This is a genomic window from Candidatus Krumholzibacteriota bacterium (genome assembly GCA_016932415.1).
Taxonomy (GTDB): domain Bacteria; phylum Krumholzibacteriota; class Krumholzibacteriia; order Krumholzibacteriales; family Krumholzibacteriaceae; genus Krumholzibacterium.
Window position 1 is genome coordinate 45,754 of the sequence record JAFGCX010000020.1, and the last position, 25,905, is coordinate 71,658.

Sequence of the window (25,905 nt, forward strand, 5' to 3'; positions counted from 1 at the left end):
TGGCGTATTATGGCAGGCTCAGAGAGGTCAGTCCTTAGCATCGCTTTCAGAGTCGTCCTCCCCCATCGCGCACTTTATCTCCCCGTTTTCAAGACGCAACTGTATCTCGAGACATATATCATAGTTTCTTTTTGCAATATCGCTGTACTCGTAAAATACGCACCTGTTGTCTCTCGAACACCTGTTCTTTTTCCGGCATATCCTCAGCTGTTCATAGAACCAGGATTCGATATATTCTCCTTTCCCGACATCCCATCTCTCTCCTCCCCTTTCCACATCATGCTCATGATGGTACGGGAAAAGCTTTTTCCTCATATCGCGTATCAGTTTTTCAAGCCGCCTCATTTTACCACCCGCATGATCATGCCTGTGCGTCGTTCCCCTTTAAAGATAATACACTTTTGATGACCGGCAATAGCTCATTACTAATTCAAATCTTCCCTGACAATAGTGGTAAGATTCTCCCTTGTATTGATCGAGGGGTCATCTATCACCATTTCAAGGAGCGCGTCGAGTATTTCTCCGATCCTTTTACCTGAAGCTTTGCCGGTGATCTTCATGATATCATTACCGTTTATCGCGAGATCCTTTATCTTGAATACCGAATCGGCAGCAAGTACGTCATCGACCCTTTTTCGAGAGATTCCGACTTCCCTGCCGATATCAAGATCCCCTCTCGAAAGACCATCGGCCATCCTCAGGCTGAAAAGATCCTCAATCGCTTCAACACCGACTCTCGCAATGAACCTTCTCACCGCGGCGTCAGACCATTCATCGGTTATATAGAACATGTGATGAAGCACCAGATGGGACACGTACTTTACGAAAGAATTCGGAAAGATGAGCCGTCTGAGTATTTCTGTGGCGATCTTTGAACTCTCCAGTTCATGCCGGTAAAATATCACCCTGCCATCTTTCTCCTGTTTCATCTTCTTTTTTCCAAGATCATGGAGCAAGGCAGCCCACCTGACTTCTTGACGCTTTCCGGCAAGGTCACAACTCTTCACGCTGTGCATGAAAATATCATCTATATGGTATTCGTTCTGTTCTATTCCCCACGTCTCATCAAGTTCAGGAATAATAAAATCGAGTATCCCTCTTTCATGCATAAAAATGAAGCCATCTCCCGGTTTTTCCGCGTACCTCATCATTTTTTCAAGTTCCAGCCTTATCCTCTCGTTCGAGACGGTCTCAAGAGCGGGAGCGTACCTGGCCATCAGTTTTCCCGTTTCTTCTTCGACAGAAAATCCAAACCTCGCCATAAACTGGACTCCCCGCATGATCCTCAGCGGGTCCTCGATGAAAGCTTCTTTTCGGTTTACTCTGAGAATATGTTTTTCCAGGTCTTCGATCCCTCCCAGAGGATCGATCAATCTCATCGTCGCGAGATCGAGTGCCATCGAATTGATCGTAAAATCCCTTCTGACAAGATCGTCCTCAAGGGAAACACTGCTGTCGAACCGGACGTCGAATTCTCTGTGCCCCGGGCCGGTGCTTGTCTCTTTTCTGGGGAATGAGATATCGACTGTGTCCGAACCTTCAGGAGTGAACTTGATGACTCCGAACGATCTGCCGACAAGGTCGGTCTTTCCAAATCTGCCAAGGATATCGAGAAGTCTATCTGCTTCTATTCCGTGAACCAGGTAATCCGTATCAACCGAAACGATATCTTTTCCAAGGATCAGGTCCCTTACCGCTCCACCGACCAGGGAGAGGCCGCATATCTCAAGGATCGACCTCTCCCACGGATGGTGTTCTCTTCCCAGCGAAATCTTCAGATCACGTTTCATACACTGGAATGTACCTAAACGCGACTCTTCCGGTCAACATCTTAACCGCGCTGATCAATGATAGCCCCCGGTTCTTCTTCAGGTTCAGGATGCTGTGCCTGTTCATCGTACATCCCCTCCCGGCTTGCTACCGTATCTTCCGGCGATCTGCGCCGGGATTCCTTTTTGGCACTATTCCTGAGTTCCGGCGGTGTAGATCCTTCCGCCTCCCTGATCCTTACGACCCGGTTCCCCGGATTAGGATTATTCAACCTGGCAGCCTGCTCAGGTTGCAGATCGGCCCGGATCTCCTGCCCACCGGCACCCCGGTTCGCGGCCGGATTCAGCAGCACCATACAGAACCTCCTTTTCAGGGTTTCCGTCTGTGTTGCTTCTGTATCGATTTTCGGCAGATTACCGGCGGCCTTTAACATTTTCGGGAAAATATTTCCGCATCAGAGACCGATTGGGAGCGAAAAGAGGGGGAAAATTCGTCTTATCCAGCCCCCCGAGGCCATCCCCTAGAAAGATATGGTGCCGAGGGTGGGACTTGAACCCACACGATGCCAAGCATCAGCGGATTTTAAGTCCGCTGCGTCTACCAGTTCCGCCACCCCGGCACGAAGGTAAAGTTATAATGGAATCCTGCTTTCTTCAAGCGAAAATGACCAGTGACTATCGCAACGAGGAGGAGATATAAGTTGGAGGCGGCAACCGGATTCGAACCGGTGATAACGATTTTGCAGACCGTCGCCTTAGCCACTTGGCTATGCCGCCTCAATAAACTGGAGCGGGAAACGGGGTTCGAACCCGCGACCTCAACCTTGGCAAGGTTGCGCTCTACCAGCTGAGCTATTCCCGCTCTCCATTCCTGACTTAATTTTTCTATAGACTATATAAATAAAGCTTTATCCGCTTGTCAACCTCATTCCTGTTTTCCCGACAGTCTTTTGATACATTTTTATGTATTCCCTCGCTGAATTCTCCCACGAGTGATCTTCCTTCATTATTCTTTTTCTCGTCCTGGTCACGGCGGCCTTGTCACTGAAGAACTTAAGCGCCCTTTCGACAGTTTCTATCAGCGCCTTGGGAGTATACTCCTCAAAGGTAAAACCGTTCCCCCTGTTACCTTTTGGCGAGAGTTCGCTGATCGTATCCTTTAGACCCCCGGTGGCTCTTACGATAGGGATCGTCCCGTATCGCAGGGAGTACATCTGGTTCAGACCGCACGGTTCATACTTCGACGGCATCATGAAAAAATCGCTTCCAGCTTCGATAAGATGAGCAAGCCTGTTACTGAACGCGAGCTTGATCCCGAGTTTTGATGGATATTTTGCCGCCAGTTCGGTATAGAGTTCGTGATATTTTTTCTGGCCGGTTCCAAGGATTACGAATTTAAGATCATCTTTCATCAGGTCTTCGAAAGCTTCCGAAAGGATATCAAAACCTTTCTGGTCGACAAGTCTCGATACAATACCGATCACGGGATCATCACCGGTGGGCAGTCCGAACTCGGTGAGAAGTTCGTCTCGGTTTTCCCTCTTCCCTTCAAGATCTTCAACAGAAAAATGATGCGACAGATTTTCATCTGTCTCCGGGTCCCAGGCACTCGGATCGATCCCGTTGAGAATACCGTTAAGGTCTTCCTTCCTGTATGTAAGGACACCTTCAAGGCCATACCCGTATTCCTCGTCCTCTGATATCTCGTCGGCGTAAGCCTTGCTGACCGTACTAATCGTTCCGGAAAACAGCAGGGCCATCTTCATTAAATTCACCCGTCCCCAGAATTCGAATGGACTCATCGGCTGAAAAAGCTCTTTACCTATCCCTGCTTTCTCAAGAAAATCCGGTTCGAAAGTTCCCTGATATGCGAGATTATGGACGCTGAAAACTGTTCCTGTATATTCGAACAGTCCATTATTCTCTTCTTCCAGCGAAAGATAGACCGGTATCAATCCAGAATGAAAATCGTTACAGTGAATAATATCCGGTTTCAACCCCAGTATCTTGATCGCTTCTATGACCGCCCTGTTAAAGAAGATCACCCTCTCATCCTCGTCCTTGTAGGCTTCCCCCGTCTCCGGGACAGTATAGATACCCTTGCGTCCATAGAAATGCTCGTTGTCTATAAAATAGACCCTGATCTGCGTACCCGGTTTCAGCGTGGAACAGAGTCCGAATTCAATGTCGGTACCGTTCACTGGAACCCTCATCTTCTCAATGCCCTTTTCCTCTTTTATGCCGAATTTTTTCCTGTCGACCTCGGAATAAAGGGGAGTGAATATGACAAGGTCGCAACCGAGTTTTTCAAGCTCATCCGGGAGGGCTCCGATAACATCTGCAAGCCCGCCTACTTTTGAAAACGGCACCATTTCGGTTGAGACAAGAACTACCTTCATCTGTTTTTCAGCCATCTTTATTCCTCGACCTTCTGCGGCTCTTTGTTACCCTCTAGAGAGGAAGATATATCAATATTGCGCAATACTTCTGCGGCGTCTTCAGGTGGTGTCGGATTAATATAGAAACCGCTGCCCCATTCGAATCCCGCAACTCTCGTAAGCTTCGGCATGATCTCTATATGCCAGTGATAATAATCCAGGTCGGGCTGATCGCACGGCGCTGTATGTATTATCAAGTTAAACGGAGGAGCATCAAGGGCCAGATCTATCCTGAGAAGAACGTTCTTCATTATATCGGCCAGACCGGCGAAAAGATCGGCCGGCGTATTCTCATAAGAGGATATATGCTTCAGAGGAAGTACCCATGTCTCGTAGGGAAACCTTGCGGCATATGGAGCAAGGGCGATAAAATTCTCGTTCTGGTATACGATCCTTTTCTTTTCCCTTATCTCCTGCTTGAGCATATCGCAATATACGCATCTTTCCTTAAGGTTGTAATGGAATTTCGCCCCGTTCAGTTCCTCGACAGCCCGCTTCGGTATGATCGGTGTCGCGATAAGCTGCATGTGAGAATGTTCGAGGGACGCGCCCGCCTCTTCTCCCCAGTTCTTGAACACGAGAATATACTTGAACCTTGAATCTCTTTTCAGGTCCAGGCACCGTTCTCTCAACGCCCAGAATACCGATTCCACGTGATCGACATCGAGATGGTGGAGATTCTTCGCATGGTCCGGCGATTCGATCAGGACCTCGTGTGCTCCGACACCTCTCATCCGGTCGTAGATCCCGTCGCCACTTTTATCAAGTTCCCCTTCTATCTGCAACGCGGGAAACTTGTTCGGCACTACCCTGATCGTCCACCCTTCCTTGTCCGGAAGTGATTGAGGAGTCCTGTATGCCAGGACTTCTTTAGGAGTCTTGTCTTCATTTCCATTGCAAAAAGGGCAAAAACCACCTTTCAGCGGGCGTTTTTCCCTCTTGAAATCGTCGGGCCTCTTACCCCTTTCCGTCGAGATGATCACCCATCTTTCCAGTATGGGGCTTTTTCGCAACTCAGGCATGGATGCTATACTCCTTATGTTGACAACAAGCTATTTCCTTACAGTGGTATTAACTATCCAGCAATCGGGATATCCATCGACAAGTTTTTTCCTGGCTTGTGAGGCATCTTCCCTCGTCAGGAAGTCACCGACTCGCACTTTGTACATTCCATCCTCAAACTCTATATATACTGCAAGACCTGTTCCCGCCATGATATTATTTTTCAGTTCGCCTGCTTTCCCCAGATCGGAAGAGGCGAAAACCTGTATCCTGTAACCTGTATCGTAATTTGAGGCTTCCACCGCCGCTTCGGAGAGATCCTTGACCGTGAAAGAATCGACCGATATCTTTTCCTCAAAATCAAGATTCTCGATCTTCTTATCGATCACCTCGTCTTCGAGGATCTCATCCTCCAGATCGTACACGAGTTCTTCCGCCTGTTCCTCCACCTTCGTCTCCGAAACCACCCGCTTCGAAGGGGTCTTTTCCCGTTCTACCACGACAGGGACTCTACCGGATACTTCGGACCGGGTACACCCAAGCTGAAGCAAAAGAATTATTGCCGCGTTAATGAATAAAACAGCTGAAATAATCCTGCAGGATTTCCGCATTGTACGTCCTCCCATCCGAAAAAGCTCAAATGCGCTTCGCCACTAACTAACAAATAAACGTGGCGATGTCAATGAAATATGGACTACGAACCCTGGCGCCCGTAGAGAATATCGAGGTAGAACCTTTCTGTCCTTTCTGTTATCAGATCCCAGTTATATTCGATCTCAACCTTTTTCCTTCCTTCCTTTCCCAGCTTTTCCCGTTCTTCTTCGGTGAGGGATAACATCTCCTTCAGAGCGCGCGTAAGATCGCCGGGATCGTCGTGGATAAAGGTCAACGATGAGCCGCCGGCGACCTCAAGATTTTCGGGGATATCGCTTATCAGGACCGGCCTGGAAAAACTCATCGCCTCCATGAGCGAGATCGGCAATCCTTCTACGGTCGACGGCAGAACATAAAACGCGCAATGAGCGTATAGTTCGTCGAGTTCAGCACCTGAGATATATCCTGGAAAGATCACTCTTTCATCAGCTTTTTCATGAAGAGTCCTGGCGTACCGCGTCTCAAAACGCTCATCCCCGACTATGACAAGCTTCAAGGGTGTATCGACAGCCTGGTACGCTTCTATCAGCGAATGGAATCCCCTCTCGATAATGAACCTGCCTACGGTAAGGATATATCCTCCCTTTTTAAGGCCCAATCCGGAAGAATCCGCAAATTCAGGCATTTCGCGCAGGGAAGCGCCATTCGGTATATATTCGACCCTTCTTCCGTATTTTCCCGATAGCTGGGCGGTCATAAGCTTTGATACGGCGATCGTCGCGGACGAGTTCTTTACCGCGCATCTCTCGCCAAACCGTAACATCGATTTGGCCAGCTTTCCCCACTTTATCTGCCTGTAATCCAGAGCGTGTATTGTCGACACTGTTTTCTTTCCTGAAACACGAGGGATCACGTTGAAGATCGAGGGGCCTATTCCATGAAAATGGACGATATCATAATCCCTGAAAATGGAAACGAACGAAGAAAGAAAAGAGTTGGTCGCCGTATCCAGATTTTTTGTCCGAACAGACGGAAGGATCTCGATCTTCATTCCAAGATATTCGGCCTGCTGACTGAACGGCTTTCTTCCGAAAACAGTCACATTGTGCCCTCTGCTGACGAGTCGCCTTCCGATCTCCTCTACATGCCGCTCTATTCCGCCGAATAACGCCGGCAGACCTTTTGATCCAATGATAGCTATATTCAATTTCCCGTTACTTTCCTGTTTCCGCCGGAATCCACGCCACAAAGATCAGGTCACCGAGATTCCCGCTCCGAGCAACAGCCTCGCCCAGTTTTTAAGTATCCACCAGATGGGGCGAATGGGATTTCTCTTCATCGAGACTCTCGCGGTGCATATCATCCAGCATGGAAGCCTGCAGCTGTCAACAGCCTTTCTTGCCTTCTCCGCCTTTTCACTGTTCCATATCTCCTTGAACGAAGATTCGTTGAGGTTGCCCATCTCTTTCTCGAGAGTAAGGCATGGATACACTTTTCCCTCTGGATCGATGAAGACCGAATCGCGTCCCGCCCTGCATCCAAGCGCTCTTTCTCCGGCCATGTTGTATCTCAGTACTCCGGAGTAGAAATACGCCCTCAACCATCTTTTAGGGCTTAGACTGAAAAGTTCCTTTTTCATCACGTATTTCAATTCCCGTTCGAGATCCCCGGGATCAACTTGTTGGTTGTCTGAAGTCGAAAAATAAAACTCCGAATTCTGCACAACCGAAGTAGTGAACTGGTATCCGTATTGCCTTGAGAGATCGTACACGGCGCCGAGATGCTTCACGTTCTCCTTTTGAGCTGTGAATGCCACTCGGACGTTCCTGTACCCTATTCTTTTAAGTTGATTGAGGGTTTCGAGGACTTTCTCAAACCCCCCGTCGACTCCTCTTATCCTGTCGTGTACTTCGCCGATACCATCAAGGGAAACTGCGATCCCGACCTTTTTTGATATTGCCAACAATTTCGGCGCGACGTGCGCGATCTTCTTGCTCTGAAAACCGTTAGTTGAGATCACAATCCTCGGATTTTCGGCTTTTTCATGTATCTCCCTGACAAGTTCGACGATATCATCCCTCAGGAACGGTTCTCCGCCGGTAATATTGACATCATTCAGCGTTTCGGGCAGGCTGGTATAGGCCGCGGCCGGCATCTCCGCTCCGGGAGGCAGCTTCCAGATATTGCACATATTACACCTGGAATCACATCTGTATGTTATCGCCGTGACTGCATCGATAGGAAGATGCATCATATCACCTGCTTTCGGGAATCATCTTTTTCAATCAAAAAGTCCTGCATAGCCTTCTATCATCCTGTCTACGGAAAAATCCCTTATTACCCTATCTCTGGCCTTTCGACCTATTTCTTCCCTGAATGTTCTCTCCTTGCTCAACCGTATCATATTTTCCGCAAGCGCTCCGACATCTCCGCTTTCAATGAGGATCCCTTCCCTACCGTCTTCGAGCATCTCCGGAATCGATCCAACCGCGGTAGATATCACGGGCAGTCCCGTTGCCATCGCCTCCAGGATGGTGAGAGGAAATGTTTCGACAACGGGAAACGATGAGAGTATTGCTACATCAGTCGCCGCTAAAATCGATTCCGTGTCTTCTCTCCTTCCAAGGAATTTCAATGTCCCTTGCGAAAGAAGCCTGTCCGCGGCTTTTTTAAGCCCAGTTTCCATGGGACCCTCTCCCACTATAAGAAACCTGAAACGACCCCCTTCACTTTCCGCTATCTTCAAAGCAGCCTCGATGAACATCATATGGTTCTTTTCCGGTCTCAACGCGGCGATTATTGTGACAACGAAATCCTCATCAGACAGGCCGAGCAATTTTTTAGCCCCTTTCTTCTCCCGCGTCTCAACCGGATGGAAACGTGCAATATCCACACCATTATTTATTATTACGAGCCTGTCATCGGATACGCCCTCATTTTCGGAAAGGAAATCCCTGTGATTATCCGCAAGAGCAATCACCTTGTCGTAACTGCCCAGAACGAGCCTGTCTGTCCAATTGAAGATCTTGCCCGTCTTCCACAACCCTGTCGAATGGACAGAGAGGACTTTTCGCCTGCCATCGATGAATTTCGTCGCGATCGCCGTAAGGAAAATAGCATCGTGATGATCGAGGACGATAATGCCCGCGCCTGGATATCTTTTAAGTACTCCGGCAAGACGGAAAACGGCGAGTGGGTCATACCTCGCGCCCGCGAGGCGCGAAAAAGTCCGGATTCCCGACGAGGCGATTGCTTCGCCCACTTCGCCTGGCTCTCTCAGGCAGACCAGGACCGGTTCCAGACGATGGCGCGGAAGGAGCTCGCAAAGGGCTTTTACGATCACCTCGGCTCCGCCCGTCACGAGGGTGGAACAGACAATAATCAGATTTTTATCCTTACCGGTCGAATTCATAAAGGGAGCCTTTAAAGATAAGGCGCCTCTCTCCGGCCCTGTTTGCACTTCAGGTCGACAAGCTTCCCCTGTACTCTGGCGGGGTTGCCATACGCGAGGACTCCGGGAGGTAGATCCCTGGTCACCACGGAACCGCTCCCGACTAGCGTTCCTTCGCCTATCGTCACATAAGGTACGACAGTAACGTTGACGCCCAGCCTGCATCCCTTTTTCAAAACGGGTCCTCGCATACATTCGCCGGAATCGGGGCATCCAGGGTGGATATCATTGGCTATCGTGACTCCTGGCGCCATGAAAACATCATCCTCGATCACTGTGAACTGGGCTACATAGATATTGCAGTGTATCTTTACATTATTTCCTATTGTGCATCCGTAATCTATTACCGAGTTGTTCCAGATCGAAAAATGATCACCTATGGTATTCTGTTCGCGGATCACGACATTATGACCTGTCTCGAATTGAGTCCCAATGATCGATCCGGCATAGATAACCGATCCGCTCCTGATCCTCGCCTTCTCGCCGATATCGAGCCTGTCGCTGATATTCTTTCTTGGCGAGAGATAACCTATGATCGCTTCCGGGTCGATCGAAGATCCATCTCCCAGATGTACCTGTCCCAGTCTTTCCGGGTTCTTTTCGGGTTTCATACTGTCCATCCTGATCTAAGTTAAAGATTTCGGATACTCGATCTCGATCTGTCTGCCGTTTTCCATGATCGACCGGTCGATCGCGTCAAGAACCAGCAGTACTTCAAGACCGTGCCTGCCGCTGCTTCTCATCTCTTTTCCCGCGATACAATCGAGAAAATGCTGACACTCTATCTTCAACGGCTCGGCATCATCGAGCTTGGGGATGGAAATATCACCGTATCTGTAGGAAAGTTGAAACTCTCCGAAAGTGTCGTAGTGAGGAATCACGTCGACGCCCTTGTCATAAATACGGATCTTCTCCAGGCTTGCGACATCATCATATAAAAGCATTTTTTTGCTTCCGACGACAGTCGTTTTCCTTATCTTGTTAGGATTAAGCCATGATACCTGAAGATTCGCAAGTACTGAACCGGGGTATGTCAAAGTGACGAAAGCGACATCCTGTATACCCGGCTGGATATACGAATGCCCCACCGCAGACACCGATACCGGCCTCGACTCGAGGATGTAGTTCATTATCGACAGGTCATGCGGAGCAAGGTCCCACACGACGTTGATATCTTCCTGGAAAAGTCCAAGATTCACCCGGGAAGTCGACATGTAATATATGTCTCCCAGCTCGCCTTCCCTTATCAGGGCCCTTATCTTGTTCACGGCAGCTGTATATACGAATGTATGGCCGACCATAAGAGTCCTTTTGCATCTGTCAGCCGTGTCGATCAGTTTCACACCTTCCTCAACGTTCTGAGTAAGAGGTTTTTCGCAAAACACGTGTTTTCCCGCCTCCAGGGCGTCGACCGCGAGTTTGAAGTGCGTGGATACAGGAGTCGCGATAACGACAGCGTCAATATCGGGGTCTTTGATGATATCAAGGTAGTCGCGCGTCACGGAGATCGATGGATATAACTTTTTCATATGCTCCAGACGCTTCTGATCCAGATCGGAACAGATCTTTACCTCAGCGTCGTCAAGCGCCGAAAAGTTCCTTATCAGATTTGGGCCCCAATACCCACAACCGATTACTCCTACTGTAATCAATTTTCCTCCATCCTGTTAATAGCCTCCCGTACCGGAAAGCATCACCGGTACGGTCTTGACCATGATATTAATATCCATCTTCAGAGACCAGTGTTCGATGTAGTAAAGATCAAGCATCACCATCTCTTGAAATGGAACGGTGCTTCTACCGCTCACCTGCCAGAGTCCGGTCAGGCCCGGCCTGACTTTCAATCTCAACTTGTGCCAGTTGTCGTAATGCTCGTATTCGTATTCCATCGGCGGTCTTGGACCTACGATACTCATCTCGCCTTTGAGAATATTTATAAACTGAGGCAACTCGTCAAGACTTGATCTGCGAAGAAAGCTGCCTATCGCGGTTACGCGAGGGTCATCCGCTATCTTATAGAGCTTTTCAGGTTTTTCGTCAAGTGAAGATTGAGTGGTCGCGCCCTGAATGAAGTTCTGGGCGAATTCCCGATGGATGGAATCGTCATTCCCCGCCTTCATCGAGCGGAACTTGTAAAGAAAAAACAGTTCGCCGTTCTCCCCGACTCTCTGTTGTTTAAAAAAGACAGGACCTCTGGAAGTCAGTTTGATCAGCAACCCTATGGCGAGGAAAAACGGAAAACCAAGAACCAGGACTGCCAGTGAGGCTACGACATCGAAGGAACGTTTGACAAACCGTTCAAAGTTGCTTCTTTCCCGTACCTCAAGCAGTGGCCGATTCTTAAGCGGTTCCGCTTGGTGCTGAGACTTAATGGTGCTGTCCAGGGCCAGTGAATACTTTCTCATTGCTGTATTGTCCCGTCCCGGTTTCTGCTCAACTTATTTCGTTAACCGTCTTACCTAAGGCCCCCTCCTTGAAAAAGTTAACCTGTCATTTTCCGACCGCAGCCTTCAGCACGTCGCATACCTGGTCTACTTTTCCGGGCTCAAGTTCCGGATACATAGGCAGAGTAATGCTCGTGCGCATCAGCTTTTCGGATACGGGGAAATCACCTTCAGACAGTCCGAGATGCCTGAATGCCGGCTGAAGATGGATAGGAACAGGATAATGCTGTCCCCAACCTATCCCGGCATCAGTAAGTGCTTTCCCTACTGCTTCCTTCTCCGCGCACCCCAGCGCGAAAAGATGGTAGACCGGCTTACACTCTTTATGTTCAGATGCCATCCAGAATCCTGTTCCCTCAAGATTCCTGTGATATCTTTCCGCCAGAGAACGCCGTTTTTCGTTCCATCCGTCGAGATATTTAAGTTTTACCCCCAGGACAGCCGCCTGAAGGGAATGCAATCTGTAATTATGGCCCAGTTCACTGTGCTCGTTCTTTACTATCTGTCCATGATGCCTGAGGCCCTTGATCCTCTTTAACACTTCTTCATCATCGGTCGTTACTGCTCCACCTTCTCCGAACGATCCGAGATTCTTGCTCGGGTAAAAAGAAAAAGCACCAGCGTCGCCGAGCGAACCAGCCCTTTTTCCCTTATACATTGCTCCATGCGCCTGGCAGGAGTCCTCTATTACTTTCAATCCATGCTTGCGGGCGATCTCCATGATGGGATCCATGTCGCAGCACTGTCCGAATAAATGTACCGGTATAATCGCTTTTGTATTCTCAGTTATCGCGTCTTCAAGTTTTGTATGATCCATAAGAGCGTTATCTTTAAAAACATCGACCAGTACCGGCGTCGCGCCGACGATCGCTATCGCTTCGACCGTCGCTATGAAAGTATTCGCCACGGTGATCACTTCATCGCCTGATCCTATCTTGTAGGCAAGCAGGGCCAGGACAAGTGCCGATGTGCCGCTGCTCGTCCCAGCGCAGAACTTTGTACCGCAATAGCCGGAAAAATCTTTTTCAAATTGTTCAAGCGCGGGTCCAAGGACAAAAGATGTGTTATCAATGACCCCTGAAATAGCCGCGTCTACTTCCGCTCTGATACCTTTTGTCTGTTCGCTGAGATTAAAAAACGGTACATTACCCATATATACGCCTCTTCCGATCCGTTAAAATCATTCCCATGCCCAAGTTCTGTAAATTATATCATTTTTTGTCAATTATTACTACCCCCTATTTTAAATACCATATATATTTGGACTTATATCTATTTATCAGATGTATATGATAATAAACCCTGAAATTGTGTAATTGATATTCTTTCAATATTCTGATTTAATAAGATTGATATGCGTATCCTGCTTGTATCGGAAGAGATCACCTTTAGCCCTTCAGAAGGACTTCTTGTCTTTATAATGCACCTGTGCCGATATCTCGATGAAAGAAGCGAAGTTACTCTACTCCATAAGTCGGGTTCTCCCCCTCCGCTCTTCGATTCCTACAGATTGTTGAAGGGAAGATTGCATCTTGGTTTCGGGATCTCGAAGTTCTATAAAGAGAATGATTTTGACCTGGTCATCTATCTCCCTTCATCCGGGCTTACGGGAATGGGAATGCTCAGAGCAGGAATAATCAGAGGTTTATCTGCCGCTCCCCTTATTCTCATTGGCCTTCAGGAAAGAAAGACAGGAGTGCTGCACAGAGCGATGTCACTGATAAACCCTCCCGACATGATACTTTCCCCCGTGGACAGGATGCGGACCGATCTGGAAAAAGCAGGTTTCAGTACCGGGTATATAATGCCCGGTTATGACGAGAATTCCTTCAGGCCTGTCACCAAGGAAGAAAAAAAACGCCTGAGAAAAAAGTACGGGTTCCCGGAAGAAAAATTCCTCGTCCTCCATGTCGGTCATATCAAGGAGAGCAGGAACCTGGCGACTTTTCTCAGGTATCGCGACTGGGGAAAAGATATCCTTCCGGTAATCAAGGGTGGAGAAATCGAACCCTCATGGAGAGACAGGCTCCGGCTTGCCGGGATCATAGTGATCGATGAATATACCGACGATATCCACGAGCTTTATCAGGCGTGCGACCTATATCTCTTTCCCGTTTCTTCATCTCTCGGCGCCCTCGAGTTCCCCCTTTCAGTCATTGAGGCGGCAGCCTGCGATCTTCCCGTCCTTACGACAAGATTCGGAGCTCTACCCGAGATGCTGGAAGAGGGAGGCGATTTCATCTATTACGCGGAACCTTCCGAGATCGCAGGAAAGATATCAAGACTCCGTGGGATCGATGCCGCGACATCACGTATAGTGGAATCGTTTTCCTGGAACAACGTACTCGACAGATATTTAAAACCCCATATCGAACTTCTTTCCCCGTGCAGTAAAAGGAAGATAAAACGATGACCCAAAAGGTTTTTTCTCCGAAAGTGACCGGAAAACGGGGAATACTTGTCCTGAGCGGACTTGACGGTACCGGCAAGTCATCGCAGGCCAGTATACTCTCCGGCCGACTGGCCTCTTCCGGGGTTAAAAACGTGATGATATGGAACAGGTGGAAACCGTTCTTCAGCGCCCCCCTCGTTTTTCTCGCAAGGCGATCGCTGAGCCGCACGAAAAACGCGCAGACAGCCGAATACTCGAGTTTTACGGCGGCTAAAAAAGATAAGATGAGATCTCCGGTAAAGAGAAAACTCTGGCAGGCAATGGTATGGAGCGAATATGCCGTTCAGGTCAACCTGAGACTTCTTTTCCATAACTATCCATACCGCGCGATAATTTCGGACAGGTATCTCTTCGACACCCTGGTCGATATGGCTGTCAATTTTTCAATCCCTCCATCAAGGCTGGGAGAGCTTTTCGACAACATCCTTTTTCGATTCTTTCCCCGACCGGCAATGGCGATATTTTTCGACATAGATCCGGAAAAAGGCGCCACCAGAAAAAGCGACGGCACGCCGGTCGAATACCTTGACGACAGAAGAGCGTTGTACCTCGAGATGGCGAAGATGACAGGTTCGCCCGTCATAGACAGCGCGCTGCCGATAGATGAGATAGCCGATCAGGTGTGGGAACTTACTTCCGAATGGAGAAGATCTCTTGAATAAAAGAACGGAGTGTGAACCTTGAGCCGGCTGGTAGTCATAGGAATAGACGGAATGGACTGGCTTGTCACTAAGCCTCTGCTCTCGAGGATGCCTAATCTGAAAAAGATCGCCGATGAAGGATATTCCGGCGAGATGCCGGCTATTTTCCCGCCTGACAGCATCCCTTCGTGGATCTCGATCTTTACAGGGATGGACCCGAGTGAGCACGGCATATTGGAGACCATAGATTATTTCAAGAAGGACGCCCGCGAATTCGCCGTCGACACAAGCGCTTTCAGAGGAAAGACTTTCTGGGACAAAGCCTCCGAGCATGGCAAAAAAGTAATCGTCGTCAACCCTCTGATGGCTCATCCCCCATGGCAGGTCAACGGCGTCATGGCATCAGGCCCTGTCTTCGTATCCGGCGATTCCTCGACCTGCCCGCCCGGGATCTCCGATTCGATCGATCTGCCTCCGCTGGGAGGTATCGTCGATTTTCCGGAAAAGAACGAGTTGGGCGAATTCTATGAAAAGACAAAAGAGGAAACATGGGCCATCACCGATTTTACCGCCAGGTTGATGGAGACGAGAGAATGGGACCTTACTTTCATCACCCTTCTTACCATGGACAGGATATGTCATTTCTTCTGGCGCTACTATGACAGGGACGACCCCACATATCCTGGAAACAGCATACACAGTGATATCATTCCGGATTTTCATTCTTTCATCGATAAGTGCATCGGAAGGCTGGTCGAAGCGGCTGGCGATGAGGCTTCGTTCATGATCATCAGCGATCACGGGCACGCGATGCGTCCTCCCCTGCTGTTCAACCTCAACCAGCTCCTGATGGAAAACGGGCTTCTCGAGAGCAGGATCAGCGGTCCGAAGCTCCTGAGCGCGAGATATCACCTTGAAAGAGCCAAGAACCTCACTCTCGAGACCTTACACCGTCTCGACCTGGAAGATCTCTCGTACCGGCTGGCGCATTTATTCCCGTGGACGAGAAAGCTAAAGAAAAAAGATTTCATGACCTCTTCATCGAAAAACATCGCTACAGCTTCCGGTTTCGGCGGCACCAACCCTTTCGGCGGAATCGATATCTCCGTTGACAGGTGCAGGGAGGAATCACATGATTACGAGGAAGTCCGCGACCGGGTGATAAGGCTCATCCTCGACCTCAAAGATGAAAGAGGAAACAGTTACTTTCTATGGGCGAGGCGCAGAGAGGAACTGTTCGGGGGTGAATTTCTTCATAAATATCCTGACATCCTCTACGAGATGCGTCCCGAGTTCGGAACGAACTGGTCGGTGCATCTGCCCCTCGTTACTATAAATCCTCGTCACAGAAAAATTTCGGGAGGTCACAGAAAGAACAGCGTTCTCATCTTCGGCCCGACGCGGGGATGGAAAGTTATCGACAGTAATATCAGGTCGTTGAATATAGCTTCCTCAGTCCTTGCCTTCCTGACGGTCGACATGGACGGCCCGGACTTGTACAAAGGATCTTTTCTGGCCAGGCGCGATGGTTGAAAAGACTTTCTTGAGACAGGCCCTGATCGCCGCGCTTGACATCGGCGGCAGGCCGATTTAGAGTTGCTGACTTGAAGATAGCTTGAGTCAAAGTGGAGGAGAATCATGATCGATGGAGTATCGGTAAAGAACCTGAGAGTCATCCCGGATGAAAGAGGCCGGTTGATGGAGATCCTCAGGTCCGACGACAGTGAATTCACTACATTCGGGCAGGTGTACATGACTACCTGTTACGAGGGTGTCGTGAAAGGCTGGCATTTCCATAAAAAACAGACGGATTATATGACAGTGATCAGCGGTATGATGAAGATCGTGCTTTACGATTCTAGAGAGGATTCCGCTACTTTTGGCGAGGTAAACGAGTTCTTTGCCGGAACGCACAATCCGGTCAGGGTACAGATCCCACCAGGAGTATGCCACGGTTTCAAATGCGTAAGTCCTGGCGAAGCGGTCGTGATCAACACCGTGACAGAAAACTACAACTACGACGATCCGGATGAATTCAGGATAGACCCACGTGATAACGACATACCTTACGACTGGGACAGAAGAGACGGTTGAAACCGGGAGATCGAATGAGACGCGTATACGTGACAGGCGCCCGTGGCATGCTCGGCAAGGCTTTGGTCCCTCTGCTCGAAAAGAAGTACGAGGTGAAAGCCACCGACCTTCCCGAAGCTGATATTACGGACAGGGACAACATCGTCAGCGATATAAGATCCTTCTCTCCCGATTACGTATTTCATCTCGCTTCGATGACAGACGTCGATCTCTGCGAACTTCATCCGGAACAGGCGCGGCTCTCAAACACCACCGGTACGCGAAACGTCGCCGAAGGGGCGAAGGAAACCGGCGCCATGATGATATATATCAGCACGGGGATGATCTATAACGGCAGGAAAAAAGGCCCCTATACCGAATACGATCTTCCCGACCCCGTCAATGTCTATGGACGCACAAAATATGAAGGCGAACTGGAGATCGGAAGGCTGCTCAAGCGATATTTTATCTTCAACACATGCTGGATATTTGGAGGAGGAAAAGAAGATAAGAAATTCGTTTCGAAGATCCTCGAACTTGCCGGTAAAAACAAAAAGCTGAAAATCGTCGACGACAGGATCGGTTCCCCGACTTATACCGTCGACTTTGCCCGGGCGATAGCCGACCTGATAGAGCAAAACGAATATGGCAGGTTTCATTGCGTCAACAGTGGACTTGCCAGCCGTTTTCAACTCGCTGAAAAGATCCTTCAGATAGCCGGCATCACCGGTTGCAGCCTGACTCCCGTATCATCCGATGAATTTCCTCTTCCCGCGCCCCGGCCGGAAATGGAAGGGATGAGCAACTACAGGCTGACATTGATGGGACTCGATAATATGAGGCCATGGGATGAGGCATTAAGCGAATATATAAGGGAAGTCCTTATTTGATCTTGTTAGCCCCCGTTTCAGCGACAAGATTACTCGCCTTGTGCAGCGAAGCGAACGTGCCGGCGTCAGTCCACCATCCGTCGAGGATATCCCAGGCAAGCTCGCCTTTTTCAATATATGCGTTATTTACATCGGTGATCTCAAGTTCACCCCGGTCCGAGGGCCTAAGGGTCTTGATGATCTCAAAGACAGAATTATCATACATATATATTCCCGTCACCGCGTAACGCGATTTCGGCTCTGCCGGCTTTTCCTCTATCTTCACTACCTTTTCCCCTTCGAGTACGGGGACCCCGAATCTTTCCGGATCAGGGACTTCCTTTAAAAGGATCCTCGCGCCGCGCCCCGTCTCCCGAAACCTCTCCACAGCCAAAACGATATTGTTCTCTATGATATTGTCACCGAGAACAACGCAGATACTGTCCTCACCTGCAAAATACTCGGCGAGTCTGAGCGCTTCCGCGATCCCTCCCTCGCCTTCCTGGTACGTGTAATTTATATGCGCCAGGCCGAACTCGCTTCCATTACCCAGCAGCCTGAGAAAATCGCCGGCATGATTGCCTCCCGTAACAATCAGGATATCACGAATGCCCGCGTTTATAAGGGTCTGTATAGGGTAATAGATCATCGGTTTGTCATATACCGGCAAGAGGTGCTTATTCGTTATCTTGGTAAGCGGCAGAAGTCTTGATCCAAGTCCGCCGGCAAGTATTACGCCTTTCATTCAATCTCCTTTTCATCGATAAAACGCAAGCCGCAGTCTACCATCACGACCGGTTTGAATCAAGGAAAACCGGGAATCACGAATATCCTTTCAAAAAAGCCGACAAGTTGTTAATATTCCGCCTGGTTGTGGCAAAGTGTGATAACTGGAGGAATTATGAAAGTCTGTTTTTTTTCGCCAACTGCCTACAGCTATTTCAATCCTGACGCCGACGAGTGGGCCGGAGGAGCGGAGACGCAGCAGGTCCTTCTGGCAAAACAGATGTCCTTGAAGGGGATCGACGTCTCCTTCATAGTCGGCGACCATGGCCAGGAGGAAGTCGAGAAATTCGGGAATATAACTGTCATAAGATCTTTCGCCCCTTTTTCGGGAAACAGGAAACTCCGTTTTCTCCCGGACATGATGAAGATCAGAAGAGCGATGCGCTTGTCGGGTGCCGATATCTTCAACCAGAGATCGACATCTTTCTACACCGGCCAGCTGTGCTATTTCGCGTCATCTCTCGGCAAACAGTTCACTTTTTCGATCGGTATCGATTATAACTGTTATGGCGATTGTGATGGCAACCTCTCCTTTCCGATGACATCGATGTACCGGTATGGAATAAGGAATGCCGGCGCGGTGATCGCGCAGACACAGAAACAGAAAGACCTGCTGTTTGAAAATATGCGGCGCGAGTCGACTCTGATCAGAAACGGGATAGAGATACTCGACCGCGTGGAATGTCCCGTTAACTCAGGCTCTGAAAAGACTGCGGAAGGCCGGAAGGAATTCCTCTGGGTCGGCTCTTTCAGAAGACGAAAACGCCCCGAACTCTTTCTGGATCTCGCCCGGGCTGTTCCAGAAGCTGATTTCACGATCATCGGCGGTGGCGGGGACGACCGGGACTTTTACGAAATGATAGCAGCGAACGCCGGATCGATCTCCAACCTGAATTACCCTGGATTCATTGAACCTGAAAAGATCGAAGAGTATTACCGCAGGGCTTACGCTTATATCAACACATCTGTTCTTGAGGGCTTTCCAAACACGTACCTCCATAGCTGGAGGCGCGGCGTTCCTACATTTACGATAGAGATCGATCCTGACAGGATTATCGAAGAGAACGGTATCGGTGAATGCACGGGAAGTTTCGAACGTCTCGTCGAGGCCGTCCGCGAATTATCTTCCGATGAACCGATGAGGACGCGGATGTGCCGGAGGGCTCTTGAATATGTGGCGCGCGAACATGATATCAAGGACAAGGCTGATGAATATATATCTCTGTTCGAATCACTTCTCTGATTTATCGATAATTTTTTCGAACAGGGCTTTCAACCTCTCGCTGTAATTCGCGTCCGAATAATTCTTCTCCATCCATACCCTGGCATTCTTTCCAAGCTCACCGGCGAGATCGTCATCATCGAGCAAACGCAGCACCGCGGCGGCGATATCTTCAGGTGAACCGGCTTCGAGATATTCCCTTCCATCAACCAGGCCCATACCCTCGACGCCAGTGGGAGTGCTTACAACCGGGGTCCCGACAGCGGCAGCTTCGAGCATCCTGATCCTTATCCCACCGCCGAACCTGAGAGGGATAACAAGGACGGAAGCTTCGGCCAGAGAGGAAGAAAGATCACTGACATATCCGCAATATTCAATATTCTCTCCCTTGAGAGATTCCATGTCCACCGGATGAACGCTTCCGACTACATGGAGAACAGCCGAGGGTCTTTTCTTTCTTATAATGGGAAGAACATCGAGTATGAAAAACCGTAGCGCGTCCCTGTTGAAATCGGATAAATGCGTTCCGGTCAGAAGGATCCTGTCTCTTACCCTGATCCTGCCTCTTCTGTCGAAGTGCTTAAGGTCGAGAGATACGGGAAGGGTCTCTATTTGTTTCTTCTTTCCCCTGTACTCTTTCCTGAGAATATCCGCGTCTTTTTCCGTCACGGTCATGATCATATCGAAATTATCGTACGCCTTTTTTTCCGTCCTTTCCCTCATCCGGTCCCTGAACGGAGTCCTCTTTCCGCTCCGCTTTCCCCGCGCGAACTTCAACCTTGAAGGAGCCACCAGATAATCGAGATCAAGAGTCACAAGCAGGTGCCTGAAACGTGGCAGGATAACGGGAAGCATGTAGAGATGCCAGTATGATGATATGATAAGATCAGGGTCTTCAGCACGGGCAAGATCGGCGACCAGCCTGATGTATTTACCGGGAGAAGCGTAACTCACTTCCGGAACGATCCCCTTCAACATATACCTTACTGCGTATCTTATCTTGAAGATCATCCGGCCGGCCAACGACCTCTTGTTCGGAGCGATCATAGACGCGATTTTAAGGTGCTCTTTTTCCTGTTTTCGAAGTGAATCCCTTTCTTCCTCCGTAAATGTCATCGTCACCAGTACGACCTCGTGATCGACAATAAGGCCGTCAACAAGGTTCGTCATCAGACGATCGAAACCCCTCCTGACGGGGTATGGAGAATACGGGACTGCCAGCAGGATCTTCATCTCATCTCCTGTGTCTTTTCTTTTCCGCGCACAAGGGCTTCATACAGTCGAGAGGTGAGCGATACCGACCTTTCGATAGTAAAACGTTCTTTGAATACTTCTAACGATCTTTTCGACATCCTTTCGAGCAGTTCTCTGTCTGACATCAGCCTCTCGACCGATTCGGCCAACCTGCCACTGTCGCCCTCGTCGACAAGGAGCCCTGTCTCACCATCAGAAACAAGCTCCGGTATTCCGAATATATCGCTCGCGACAACGGGGACTCCGAGAGACATCGCCTCGATGATGACATAGGGAGTAGCCTCGAGAGTCGACGGAACAGCGAGAAGATCCGTCCGGGAAAGAAGCCCCATGATATCATCGCTATGGCCGATGAATTCCACCCTGTCGCCGATCCCCGCGCTCTCGACGTATTCCCTGTATTCCTTTTCCATCTCCCCCTCGCCGGCAACAGTGAGCCTTACGCCGCGGGGCAGCTTCGCGATCGCCTCGAATAGCACGAGATGACCCTTCCTCTTGTGGAGCGCGCCGATAATCGTTACTTCAAAGATATCGTCTTGAATTGCTTTGATGGTCTCTCCATCAGGGACTGCCCGGTCTATCCCGTTATATATGACTTCGATCTTATCGGATGGAATGTGATGATTCCTTTCAAGATGTCTTCTGTTATCCTCACTTACAGTGATCACCCGGTCGATCGATCTTGACGTGATGCTTTTTAACAGCATTCCTTTTGTAAATGCGGGAAACATCGGAAGATGCTCCGTTGAAACGACCTTCCCGACACCGGCGAGTCTGGCTACCGGAGCGGCAAGTCCATACCCCGCGTCGTATGAGCCCGGGAGATTGATGTGGAAAATATCAGCTGGATATTTCCTGAGGATCCTGTAGAGCTTTCGCGCGTTCCCGGGCGAAAAAGGCGGCGTGTATCCAAGCGACGAGACTTTGATCCCCGAATCTTCCAGCCACGATCTCAATCTCTTCAGGCCCTCATCGTTATTTATGATGACATGACTCTCGAATCGAGCCGGATCCAGGTGCGAAGCAAGAAGAAAGATATATTTCTCCGCTCCTCCCGTATATGGAGCGTCGCAGAAAAACGCGACTTTAATCTTTTCTGGCCGGTCAATCACGGAAATATTCACCTGTTTTTCGTTTCTCGTCCGCTGTTCGCATCTCCCGGGCCTGTAATATCGATCCTTCCTATAAGGGTCCCGGAAAGAGAATCCCTGTTTCTCAGGTAGTCTTTTATCATTCTATTGGGTAGATACGTCTCCCTTCTGACGATCAGGCCGAGATCGTACCTGCCTGGAGCGATATTATCGGGGAGAACAAAAAAGAGACGCTGGCCGGAATCCTCGCCCGTGCCCCACCTTTCCGGCATAGTAGAACCGCTTCTTATCATTCCTCCAGCGGTATACCTGTAAAATGTCCCTTTTTTTCTTTCAACTATACGCCTGTACTGTTTATCGTACCATGGCCTGTAAAGACCGCCCTGGGGATAATCGCGGTCAAGCCTCAGGTTCCAGCTGCATGGAAGACCCGGCTTGTAAGATTCCCCGGCATTCCAGCAGAAGATCCCCCTCACTGTATCTCCCGCGACTACTTCCCTTTCTTCGAGGACCAGTGAAACGAACCTTATGCCTTCCCATTCCGCCGCCTTTTCAAACCGGTTCATGCCCTCGCCGAAAATGCAGCATTCCTTCCGTGCCTCGCTTTTTACCTCGCCCACATCATTTTTCATCTCGTCAAGGAACCTGATATTGAGTTGAAACAGTATATACCTCTCTCTTTCGCCTTTCCTGACGAACAGGCCGGGATATCTCGAGATCTTTTCAAGAAACGCCGGGACAATCTCCGCCGGAACGGCCTCAAAGAAATCGACCATCGTTTCTCCGCCGGTATCGACAACCAGGTACCTTATATCCTTTTCCATAAGCCATGCCGCGCTCTCAGAAAGGGGAAGAGCGGGATCGAAGAGATTTCTGACGGCCGATATCCTTTCAAGAGCTTCACCGTCGCAGGGTGATCCATGTTGACCGAGCGTGACTACGGCGAAACAGTCTGTGTATGCCGAAAGCAGGTAACTCGTCGCTGGATCGGAGATCACTACCGACCCTTCAGGGAGTTCCCTGGTCAACTCACAGAGGATATCGCCCCTCTCAAGACTCGACTCCGGATCTGTAAGCAGTATTTTCTCCGTTTCACTCATTATTCCTGAAATTGCGAACCTGAGAGGAAGAGCGGCGAAGAGAAAGATCAGAAGAAGAGACAATACGCGGGCCGCGACTGTCCTGGCTTTCCAGGATCGCTTCTCTCCTGATACCGTCCCCATTATGATGAGCCTGCATAGATAATATATTATCAGAGCGAGCAGGCCGGTCGACGGAGCGGCATAGACCAGTCTGTAGAAAAGATAACCAAGGTGGCTCTCGAGAGGCGTAGCGGTAAGAGGATTTATCACCGCCAGAACCGGAACGAGAAAAAGTACGCCGGCAAGTAGAGGCAGTCCCTTTTTCTCCCTTATGAAAAAGACCAGCGGGGACGCGATTAATATGAAAAAGAAAACCAACCCCATCTGGCTCATGAGCTCGATCGGATCGACTGTCAGAAACTTCTCTCCGAGAAGGAGGAGGCCCTGCCTGTGCGTGTGTATGATGTTATACTCTCCCTGTACCATCGATATCCTGGCGATCACCGCCGCCGCGGTGACACCGGCCAGCACAGGGACTATTACCCTGAACCCCCGCATCCATCTTCTGCCGGCTGGAAGAATGACTCCATAGATAAAGAAAGAACCGAGGATGCCGAACATAAGATACGCGAAGACGATGTGATACGCGATTCCCGTCACGACAAGAAAGACCGACAAGATCAGATCGCGCCTTTCCTTCAATCGCAGGTACCTGATCAGGTATCCGGTCGTACCCCACATCATCACTATCGCCAGGTTCTTGCTGTACCCGATCCTGGTGAGCCACGCGATGCCGTTCCCCCTCATGAACAGGACAAAAAGTATCGAAGCCAACAGAGTCAGCCTTATCGTTCCGAGAAGCTCCTTTGAATAGAACCAGAAAACGGCCAGGGCGAAAAATGCCAGAAAAGAAGGGATCATCGACCAGAGATCGTCCGGCGCGGCATCAGCCTGGTATGCCCAGAGGGAAAGCACCGGATGCCACAATCCCTTTCTTGGATCGAATCCTGTCCCATCTCCCTCCCTGAAAAAAGAATCGTCTGGAAGGATCGTCCCGCTCTCGATAGACCTGCGGATAAAACTGATATGATCAGGCGCGTCGGTGGAAATACCAAGCTCGCCGCTTTGATCGAAAAACACGAAACAGAGGATCATCATGACAAGGATGATCGCCAGCATCGCTCTTTTTTCTCTGGCCGAAAGTCCAGTATCCTCTACAAAGTAGGGCCTGATACGCTGGTTGACCTTTTCGTCGTTTCTCCTGATGTGCATGTGGTAATAGAGGATCAACACGACCGTGACTGCAGAACAGGCTGTCGATATACCGGCATATCCCGTTCCAGGCAGAAAACCGAGAGTGACGATGAACGTCGCATAGATGATCCCGCTGAAGAAGACCCTGCAGACTCCCTCTACAGTCAGCGGGACGGAACCGGAACGGATCAGCGTGATATAGATCCCCGGGAGAACGAATAACGAAAGGAAAGCCAGGATCAACCCCACTGGCGCGGGACCCGGGATGATGCGGGCACCGACCAGAAAAGAAAGGATTATTAACGAAATGCTCAACGTGAGGAAAAACGCTTTGTTCTTCAAGGCAGCGGACTCCTCGATTCTGAGAGCGTGTCGGCCACTATTTCCAATATCAGTTATATGTCCTGCTTACCAGGAAGACTCCGGCACAGATGACAATGATACCTATGAATCTCTGGATCGAAAATGACTCGTTAAGCAGATATGGCGCGAGCAGCGCCGTGATCACGTACGAGAGGCTCACCATCGGGAACGCCCAGCTCAGTTCCGAACGCGACAGGATCAGTATCCATAGGACAGCGCTCAGCGCGTACGAAGTGAATCCTCCTATCACGTACCATGATGTAACGACCTTCTGAAAGGCTTCGACAATATTCCCAAGCCCGATCTTCCCTATCCTGTTTATTCCAGCTTTCATCATAAACTGGCCCGCTGTATTCAGGACGACTGTAGCCATGATCATAATCAGGTTTTTAAGCATATTCAGGGCCCTCCAGTGCGGTCACCCGCGAAGATCTACTTTTTTGCCGGTCTGAAACGTAATTTCACAAGATAGAGAAGATTCTCGAAACCGTCTTTCCATTTGTTCAATTTGACCTCGCCGACGCGAGGATGATAATTGACATTGTACTCGTCGAACCTGATCCCCGGATGTCTTATCGCGGCGATCTTGATCTCTTCGCTGAGGGGCATCCCGTCGCTCTGAAGACCGAGTCTGGGATAGATCTCGCTCTTATATATCCACATCCCCGATTGCGAATCCCTTATCGCGTGCGCGAAAAGTATCAGCGTCCCCATAGTTAGGACCCAGTTGCCGACCTTGTTTGAAAAATTCATCGATTTCTTGTCTTTCAGTGGAAAACGAGAAGCTGACACGAAATCGAGATCCTTGTCTATCAGGTGATCGATGCATTCTTCGATCTGTTCGACGGCGTAAGTCCCGTCGCCGTCCATCGTCACTGTTATATCACCGGTGACGGCAGGTAGTCCGGCCTTGTACGCCGCCCCGTACCCCTTCTTTTTTTCAAAGACGACGCGGGCTCCGAGCCCTTTCGCGACTTCGGCTGTCCTGTCGGTCGAATTGTTATCGACGATTATGACCTCATCGACCGATTCGGGAAGAGATGGTATTACCAGCGCTATCCCTTCCTCTTCGTTGAAACACGGAATAACGACCGATATTTTCTTTTCACGATACATAGAT

General features: G+C 49.6%; 25 protein-coding genes and 3 tRNA genes. 6 read left to right on the plus strand and 22 right to left on the minus strand.

Going from position 1 to position 25,905, the window contains the following annotated elements; all coding sequences use genetic code 11:
* Positions 1 to 27 precede the first annotated feature (27 nt).
* The 16 genes from JW814_07410 to JW814_07485 all read right to left on the minus strand — a co-directional run bounded on the left by JW814_07410 (position 28) and on the right by JW814_07485 (position 12,851).
* Entirely contained in the window at positions 28 to 345 is a 318-nt protein-coding gene (locus JW814_07410) for a hypothetical protein (protein MBN2071268.1), read from the minus strand.
* Positions 346 to 425: 80 nt separating this feature from the next.
* On the minus strand, positions 426 to 1,790 hold the full coding sequence (locus tag JW814_07415; protein MBN2071269.1) for an HD domain-containing protein: 1,365 nt from the start codon (positions 1,788 to 1,790) through the stop codon (positions 426 to 428).
* 41 nt (positions 1,791 to 1,831) lie between these two features.
* On the minus strand, positions 1,832 to 2,125 hold the full coding sequence (locus tag JW814_07420; GenBank protein MBN2071270.1) for a hypothetical protein: 294 nt from the start codon (positions 2,123 to 2,125) through the stop codon (positions 1,832 to 1,834).
* A 176-nt stretch (positions 2,126 to 2,301) separates the two neighbouring features.
* Positions 2,302 to 2,389 (minus strand) — tRNA-Leu (locus JW814_07425).
* A gap of 82 nt (positions 2,390 to 2,471) precedes the next feature.
* A tRNA-Cys gene (locus JW814_07430) sits at positions 2,472 to 2,546 on the minus strand.
* 9 nt (positions 2,547 to 2,555) lie between these two features.
* Positions 2,556 to 2,631, minus strand: a tRNA-Gly gene (locus JW814_07435).
* 46 nt (positions 2,632 to 2,677) lie between these two features.
* The gene (locus JW814_07440) at positions 2,678 to 4,183 is read right to left on the minus strand and encodes a glycogen synthase (GenBank protein ID MBN2071271.1); all 1,506 of its coding nucleotides are present in this window, start codon (positions 4,181 to 4,183) and stop codon (positions 2,678 to 2,680) included.
* 2 nt (positions 4,184 to 4,185) lie between these two features.
* Positions 4,186 to 5,229, minus strand: a complete 1,044-nt coding sequence (galT, locus tag JW814_07445) for a galactose-1-phosphate uridylyltransferase (protein MBN2071272.1) — start codon at positions 5,227 to 5,229, stop codon at positions 4,186 to 4,188.
* 30 nt (positions 5,230 to 5,259) lie between these two features.
* Positions 5,260 to 5,820, minus strand: coding sequence for an SPOR domain-containing protein (locus JW814_07450; GenBank protein ID MBN2071273.1), 561 nt, complete (start codon positions 5,818 to 5,820; stop codon positions 5,260 to 5,262).
* An 83-nt stretch (positions 5,821 to 5,903) separates the two neighbouring features.
* On the minus strand, positions 5,904 to 7,010 hold the full coding sequence (locus tag JW814_07455) for a glycosyltransferase family 4 protein (GenBank protein ID MBN2071274.1): 1,107 nt from the start codon (positions 7,008 to 7,010) through the stop codon (positions 5,904 to 5,906).
* A gap of 45 nt (positions 7,011 to 7,055) precedes the next feature.
* Positions 7,056 to 8,057: a radical SAM protein gene (locus JW814_07460; GenBank protein ID MBN2071275.1), complete on the minus strand. Its 1,002-nt coding sequence runs from the start codon at positions 8,055 to 8,057 to the stop codon at positions 7,056 to 7,058.
* Positions 8,058 to 8,084: 27 nt separating this feature from the next.
* Entirely contained in the window at positions 8,085 to 9,215 is a 1,131-nt protein-coding gene (locus tag JW814_07465) for a glycosyltransferase (protein ID MBN2071276.1), read from the minus strand.
* Between the two features lie 11 nt (positions 9,216 to 9,226).
* Positions 9,227 to 9,865: an N-acetyltransferase gene (locus JW814_07470; protein ID MBN2071277.1), complete on the minus strand. Its 639-nt coding sequence runs from the start codon at positions 9,863 to 9,865 to the stop codon at positions 9,227 to 9,229.
* Positions 9,866 to 9,880: 15 nt separating this feature from the next.
* The gene (locus JW814_07475) at positions 9,881 to 10,906 is read right to left on the minus strand and encodes a Gfo/Idh/MocA family oxidoreductase (protein ID MBN2071278.1); all 1,026 of its coding nucleotides are present in this window, start codon (positions 10,904 to 10,906) and stop codon (positions 9,881 to 9,883) included.
* A 15-nt stretch (positions 10,907 to 10,921) separates the two neighbouring features.
* A complete protein-coding gene (locus tag JW814_07480; GenBank protein MBN2071279.1) occupies positions 10,922 to 11,659 on the minus strand; it encodes an exopolysaccharide biosynthesis polyprenyl glycosylphosphotransferase in 738 nt (245 codons plus the stop codon).
* 85 nt (positions 11,660 to 11,744) lie between these two features.
* Positions 11,745 to 12,851, minus strand: a complete 1,107-nt coding sequence (locus JW814_07485) for a DegT/DnrJ/EryC1/StrS family aminotransferase (protein ID MBN2071280.1) — start codon at positions 12,849 to 12,851, stop codon at positions 11,745 to 11,747.
* A gap of 201 nt (positions 12,852 to 13,052) precedes the next feature.
* On the opposite strand from JW814_07485, the gene JW814_07490 reads away from it, so the two are divergent.
* The 5 genes from JW814_07490 (at position 13,053) to rfbD (ending at position 17,754) form a co-directional block, all read left to right on the plus strand.
* Positions 13,053 to 14,111, plus strand: coding sequence for a glycosyltransferase family 4 protein (locus JW814_07490; GenBank protein MBN2071281.1), 1,059 nt, complete (start codon positions 13,053 to 13,055; stop codon positions 14,109 to 14,111).
* Positions 14,108 to 14,812 carry a hypothetical protein gene (locus tag JW814_07495; GenBank protein ID MBN2071282.1) on the plus strand — a complete coding sequence of 235 codons (705 nt, stop codon included), beginning with the start codon at positions 14,108 to 14,110 and terminating at the stop codon, positions 14,810 to 14,812. The genes JW814_07490 and JW814_07495 overlap by 4 nt, the downstream gene beginning before the upstream one ends.
* 18 nt (positions 14,813 to 14,830) lie before the next feature.
* Positions 14,831 to 16,324 carry an alkaline phosphatase family protein gene (locus JW814_07500; protein ID MBN2071283.1) on the plus strand — a complete coding sequence of 498 codons (1,494 nt, stop codon included), beginning with the start codon at positions 14,831 to 14,833 and terminating at the stop codon, positions 16,322 to 16,324.
* 105 nt (positions 16,325 to 16,429) lie between these two features.
* Positions 16,430 to 16,885 (plus strand): dTDP-4-dehydrorhamnose 3,5-epimerase family protein, encoded by a 456-nt coding sequence (locus tag JW814_07505; protein MBN2071284.1) that lies wholly within the window; start codon positions 16,430 to 16,432, stop codon positions 16,883 to 16,885.
* Between the two features lie 14 nt (positions 16,886 to 16,899).
* On the plus strand, positions 16,900 to 17,754 hold the full coding sequence (rfbD, locus tag JW814_07510; protein ID MBN2071285.1) for a dTDP-4-dehydrorhamnose reductase: 855 nt from the start codon (positions 16,900 to 16,902) through the stop codon (positions 17,752 to 17,754).
* On the opposite strand, the gene JW814_07515 is transcribed toward rfbD, so the two are convergent.
* Positions 17,747 to 18,478, minus strand: a complete 732-nt coding sequence (locus tag JW814_07515) for an NTP transferase domain-containing protein (protein ID MBN2071286.1) — start codon at positions 18,476 to 18,478, stop codon at positions 17,747 to 17,749. The two genes, rfbD and JW814_07515, sit on opposite strands and share 8 nt — an antisense overlap.
* 156 nt (positions 18,479 to 18,634) lie before the next feature.
* Between JW814_07515 and JW814_07520 the strand changes: the two genes are divergently transcribed.
* Positions 18,635 to 19,762 (plus strand): glycosyltransferase family 4 protein, encoded by a 1,128-nt coding sequence (locus JW814_07520; GenBank protein ID MBN2071287.1) that lies wholly within the window; start codon positions 18,635 to 18,637, stop codon positions 19,760 to 19,762.
* On the opposite strand, the gene JW814_07525 is transcribed toward JW814_07520, so the two are convergent.
* Genes JW814_07525 through JW814_07545 form a run of 5 tightly spaced genes read right to left on the minus strand, consistent with a single transcriptional unit; the run spans position 19,751 to position 25,901 of the window.
* Entirely contained in the window at positions 19,751 to 20,974 is a 1,224-nt protein-coding gene (locus JW814_07525) for a glycosyltransferase family 4 protein (GenBank protein ID MBN2071288.1), read from the minus strand. The two genes, JW814_07520 and JW814_07525, sit on opposite strands and share 12 nt — an antisense overlap.
* On the minus strand, positions 20,971 to 22,107 hold the full coding sequence (locus JW814_07530; protein ID MBN2071289.1) for a glycosyltransferase family 4 protein: 1,137 nt from the start codon (positions 22,105 to 22,107) through the stop codon (positions 20,971 to 20,973). Before JW814_07530 ends, JW814_07525 begins: the two co-directional genes overlap by 4 nt.
* Before the next feature lie 8 nt (positions 22,108 to 22,115).
* Positions 22,116 to 24,764 (minus strand): hypothetical protein, encoded by a 2,649-nt coding sequence (locus tag JW814_07535; protein MBN2071290.1) that lies wholly within the window; start codon positions 24,762 to 24,764, stop codon positions 22,116 to 22,118.
* A gap of 49 nt (positions 24,765 to 24,813) precedes the next feature.
* Positions 24,814 to 25,182, minus strand: a complete 369-nt coding sequence (locus JW814_07540) for an EamA family transporter (GenBank protein ID MBN2071291.1) — start codon at positions 25,180 to 25,182, stop codon at positions 24,814 to 24,816.
* A gap of 35 nt (positions 25,183 to 25,217) precedes the next feature.
* Positions 25,218 to 25,901, minus strand: coding sequence for a glycosyltransferase family 2 protein (locus JW814_07545; GenBank protein ID MBN2071292.1), 684 nt, complete (start codon positions 25,899 to 25,901; stop codon positions 25,218 to 25,220).
* Between the last annotated feature and the right edge of the window lie 4 nt (positions 25,902 to 25,905).

Bases quoted from the DNA above. Each gene is read 5' to 3' on its own strand.
- JW814_07505 (MBN2071284.1), top strand. From the start codon at position 16,430: ATGATCGATGGAGTATCGGTAAAGAACCTGAGAGTCATCCCGGATGAA.
- JW814_07420 (MBN2071270.1), bottom strand. From the start codon at position 2,125: ATGGTGCTGCTGAATCCGGCCGCGAACCGGGGTGCCGGTGGGCAGGAG.
- JW814_07465 (MBN2071276.1), bottom strand. From the start codon at position 9,215: ATGAATTCGACCGGTAAGGATAAAAATCTGATTATTGTCTGTTCCACC.
- JW814_07540 (MBN2071291.1), bottom strand. From the start codon at position 25,182: ATGCTTAAAAACCTGATTATGATCATGGCTACAGTCGTCCTGAATACA.
- JW814_07480 (MBN2071279.1), bottom strand. From the start codon at position 11,659: ATGAGAAAGTATTCACTGGCCCTGGACAGCACCATTAAGTCTCAGCAC.
- JW814_07415 (MBN2071269.1), bottom strand. From the start codon at position 1,790: ATGAAACGTGATCTGAAGATTTCGCTGGGAAGAGAACACCATCCGTGG.
- JW814_07520 (MBN2071287.1), top strand. From the start codon at position 18,635: ATGAAAGTCTGTTTTTTTTCGCCAACTGCCTACAGCTATTTCAATCCT.
- JW814_07485 (MBN2071280.1), bottom strand. From the start codon at position 12,851: ATGGGTAATGTACCGTTTTTTAATCTCAGCGAACAGACAAAAGGTATC.
- JW814_07545 (MBN2071292.1), bottom strand. From the start codon at position 25,901: ATGTATCGTGAAAAGAAAATATCGGTCGTTATTCCGTGTTTCAACGAA.
- JW814_07525 (MBN2071288.1), bottom strand. From the start codon at position 20,974: ATGAAGATCCTGCTGGCAGTCCCGTATTCTCCATACCCCGTCAGGAGG.
- JW814_07460 (MBN2071275.1), bottom strand. From the start codon at position 8,057: ATGATGCATCTTCCTATCGATGCAGTCACGGCGATAACATACAGATGT.
- JW814_07470 (MBN2071277.1), bottom strand. From the start codon at position 9,865: ATGAAACCCGAAAAGAACCCGGAAAGACTGGGACAGGTACATCTGGGA.
- JW814_07515 (MBN2071286.1), bottom strand. From the start codon at position 18,478: ATGAAAGGCGTAATACTTGCCGGCGGACTTGGATCAAGACTTCTGCCG.
- rfbD (MBN2071285.1), top strand. From the start codon at position 16,900: ATGAGACGCGTATACGTGACAGGCGCCCGTGGCATGCTCGGCAAGGCT.
- JW814_07410 (MBN2071268.1), bottom strand. From the start codon at position 345: ATGAGGCGGCTTGAAAAACTGATACGCGATATGAGGAAAAAGCTTTTC.
- JW814_07440 (MBN2071271.1), bottom strand. From the start codon at position 4,183: ATGGCTGAAAAACAGATGAAGGTAGTTCTTGTCTCAACCGAAATGGTG.
- JW814_07495 (MBN2071282.1), top strand. From the start codon at position 14,108: ATGACCCAAAAGGTTTTTTCTCCGAAAGTGACCGGAAAACGGGGAATA.
- galT (MBN2071272.1), bottom strand. From the start codon at position 5,229: ATGCCTGAGTTGCGAAAAAGCCCCATACTGGAAAGATGGGTGATCATC.
- JW814_07490 (MBN2071281.1), top strand. From the start codon at position 13,053: ATGCGTATCCTGCTTGTATCGGAAGAGATCACCTTTAGCCCTTCAGAA.
- JW814_07450 (MBN2071273.1), bottom strand. From the start codon at position 5,820: ATGCGGAAATCCTGCAGGATTATTTCAGCTGTTTTATTCATTAACGCG.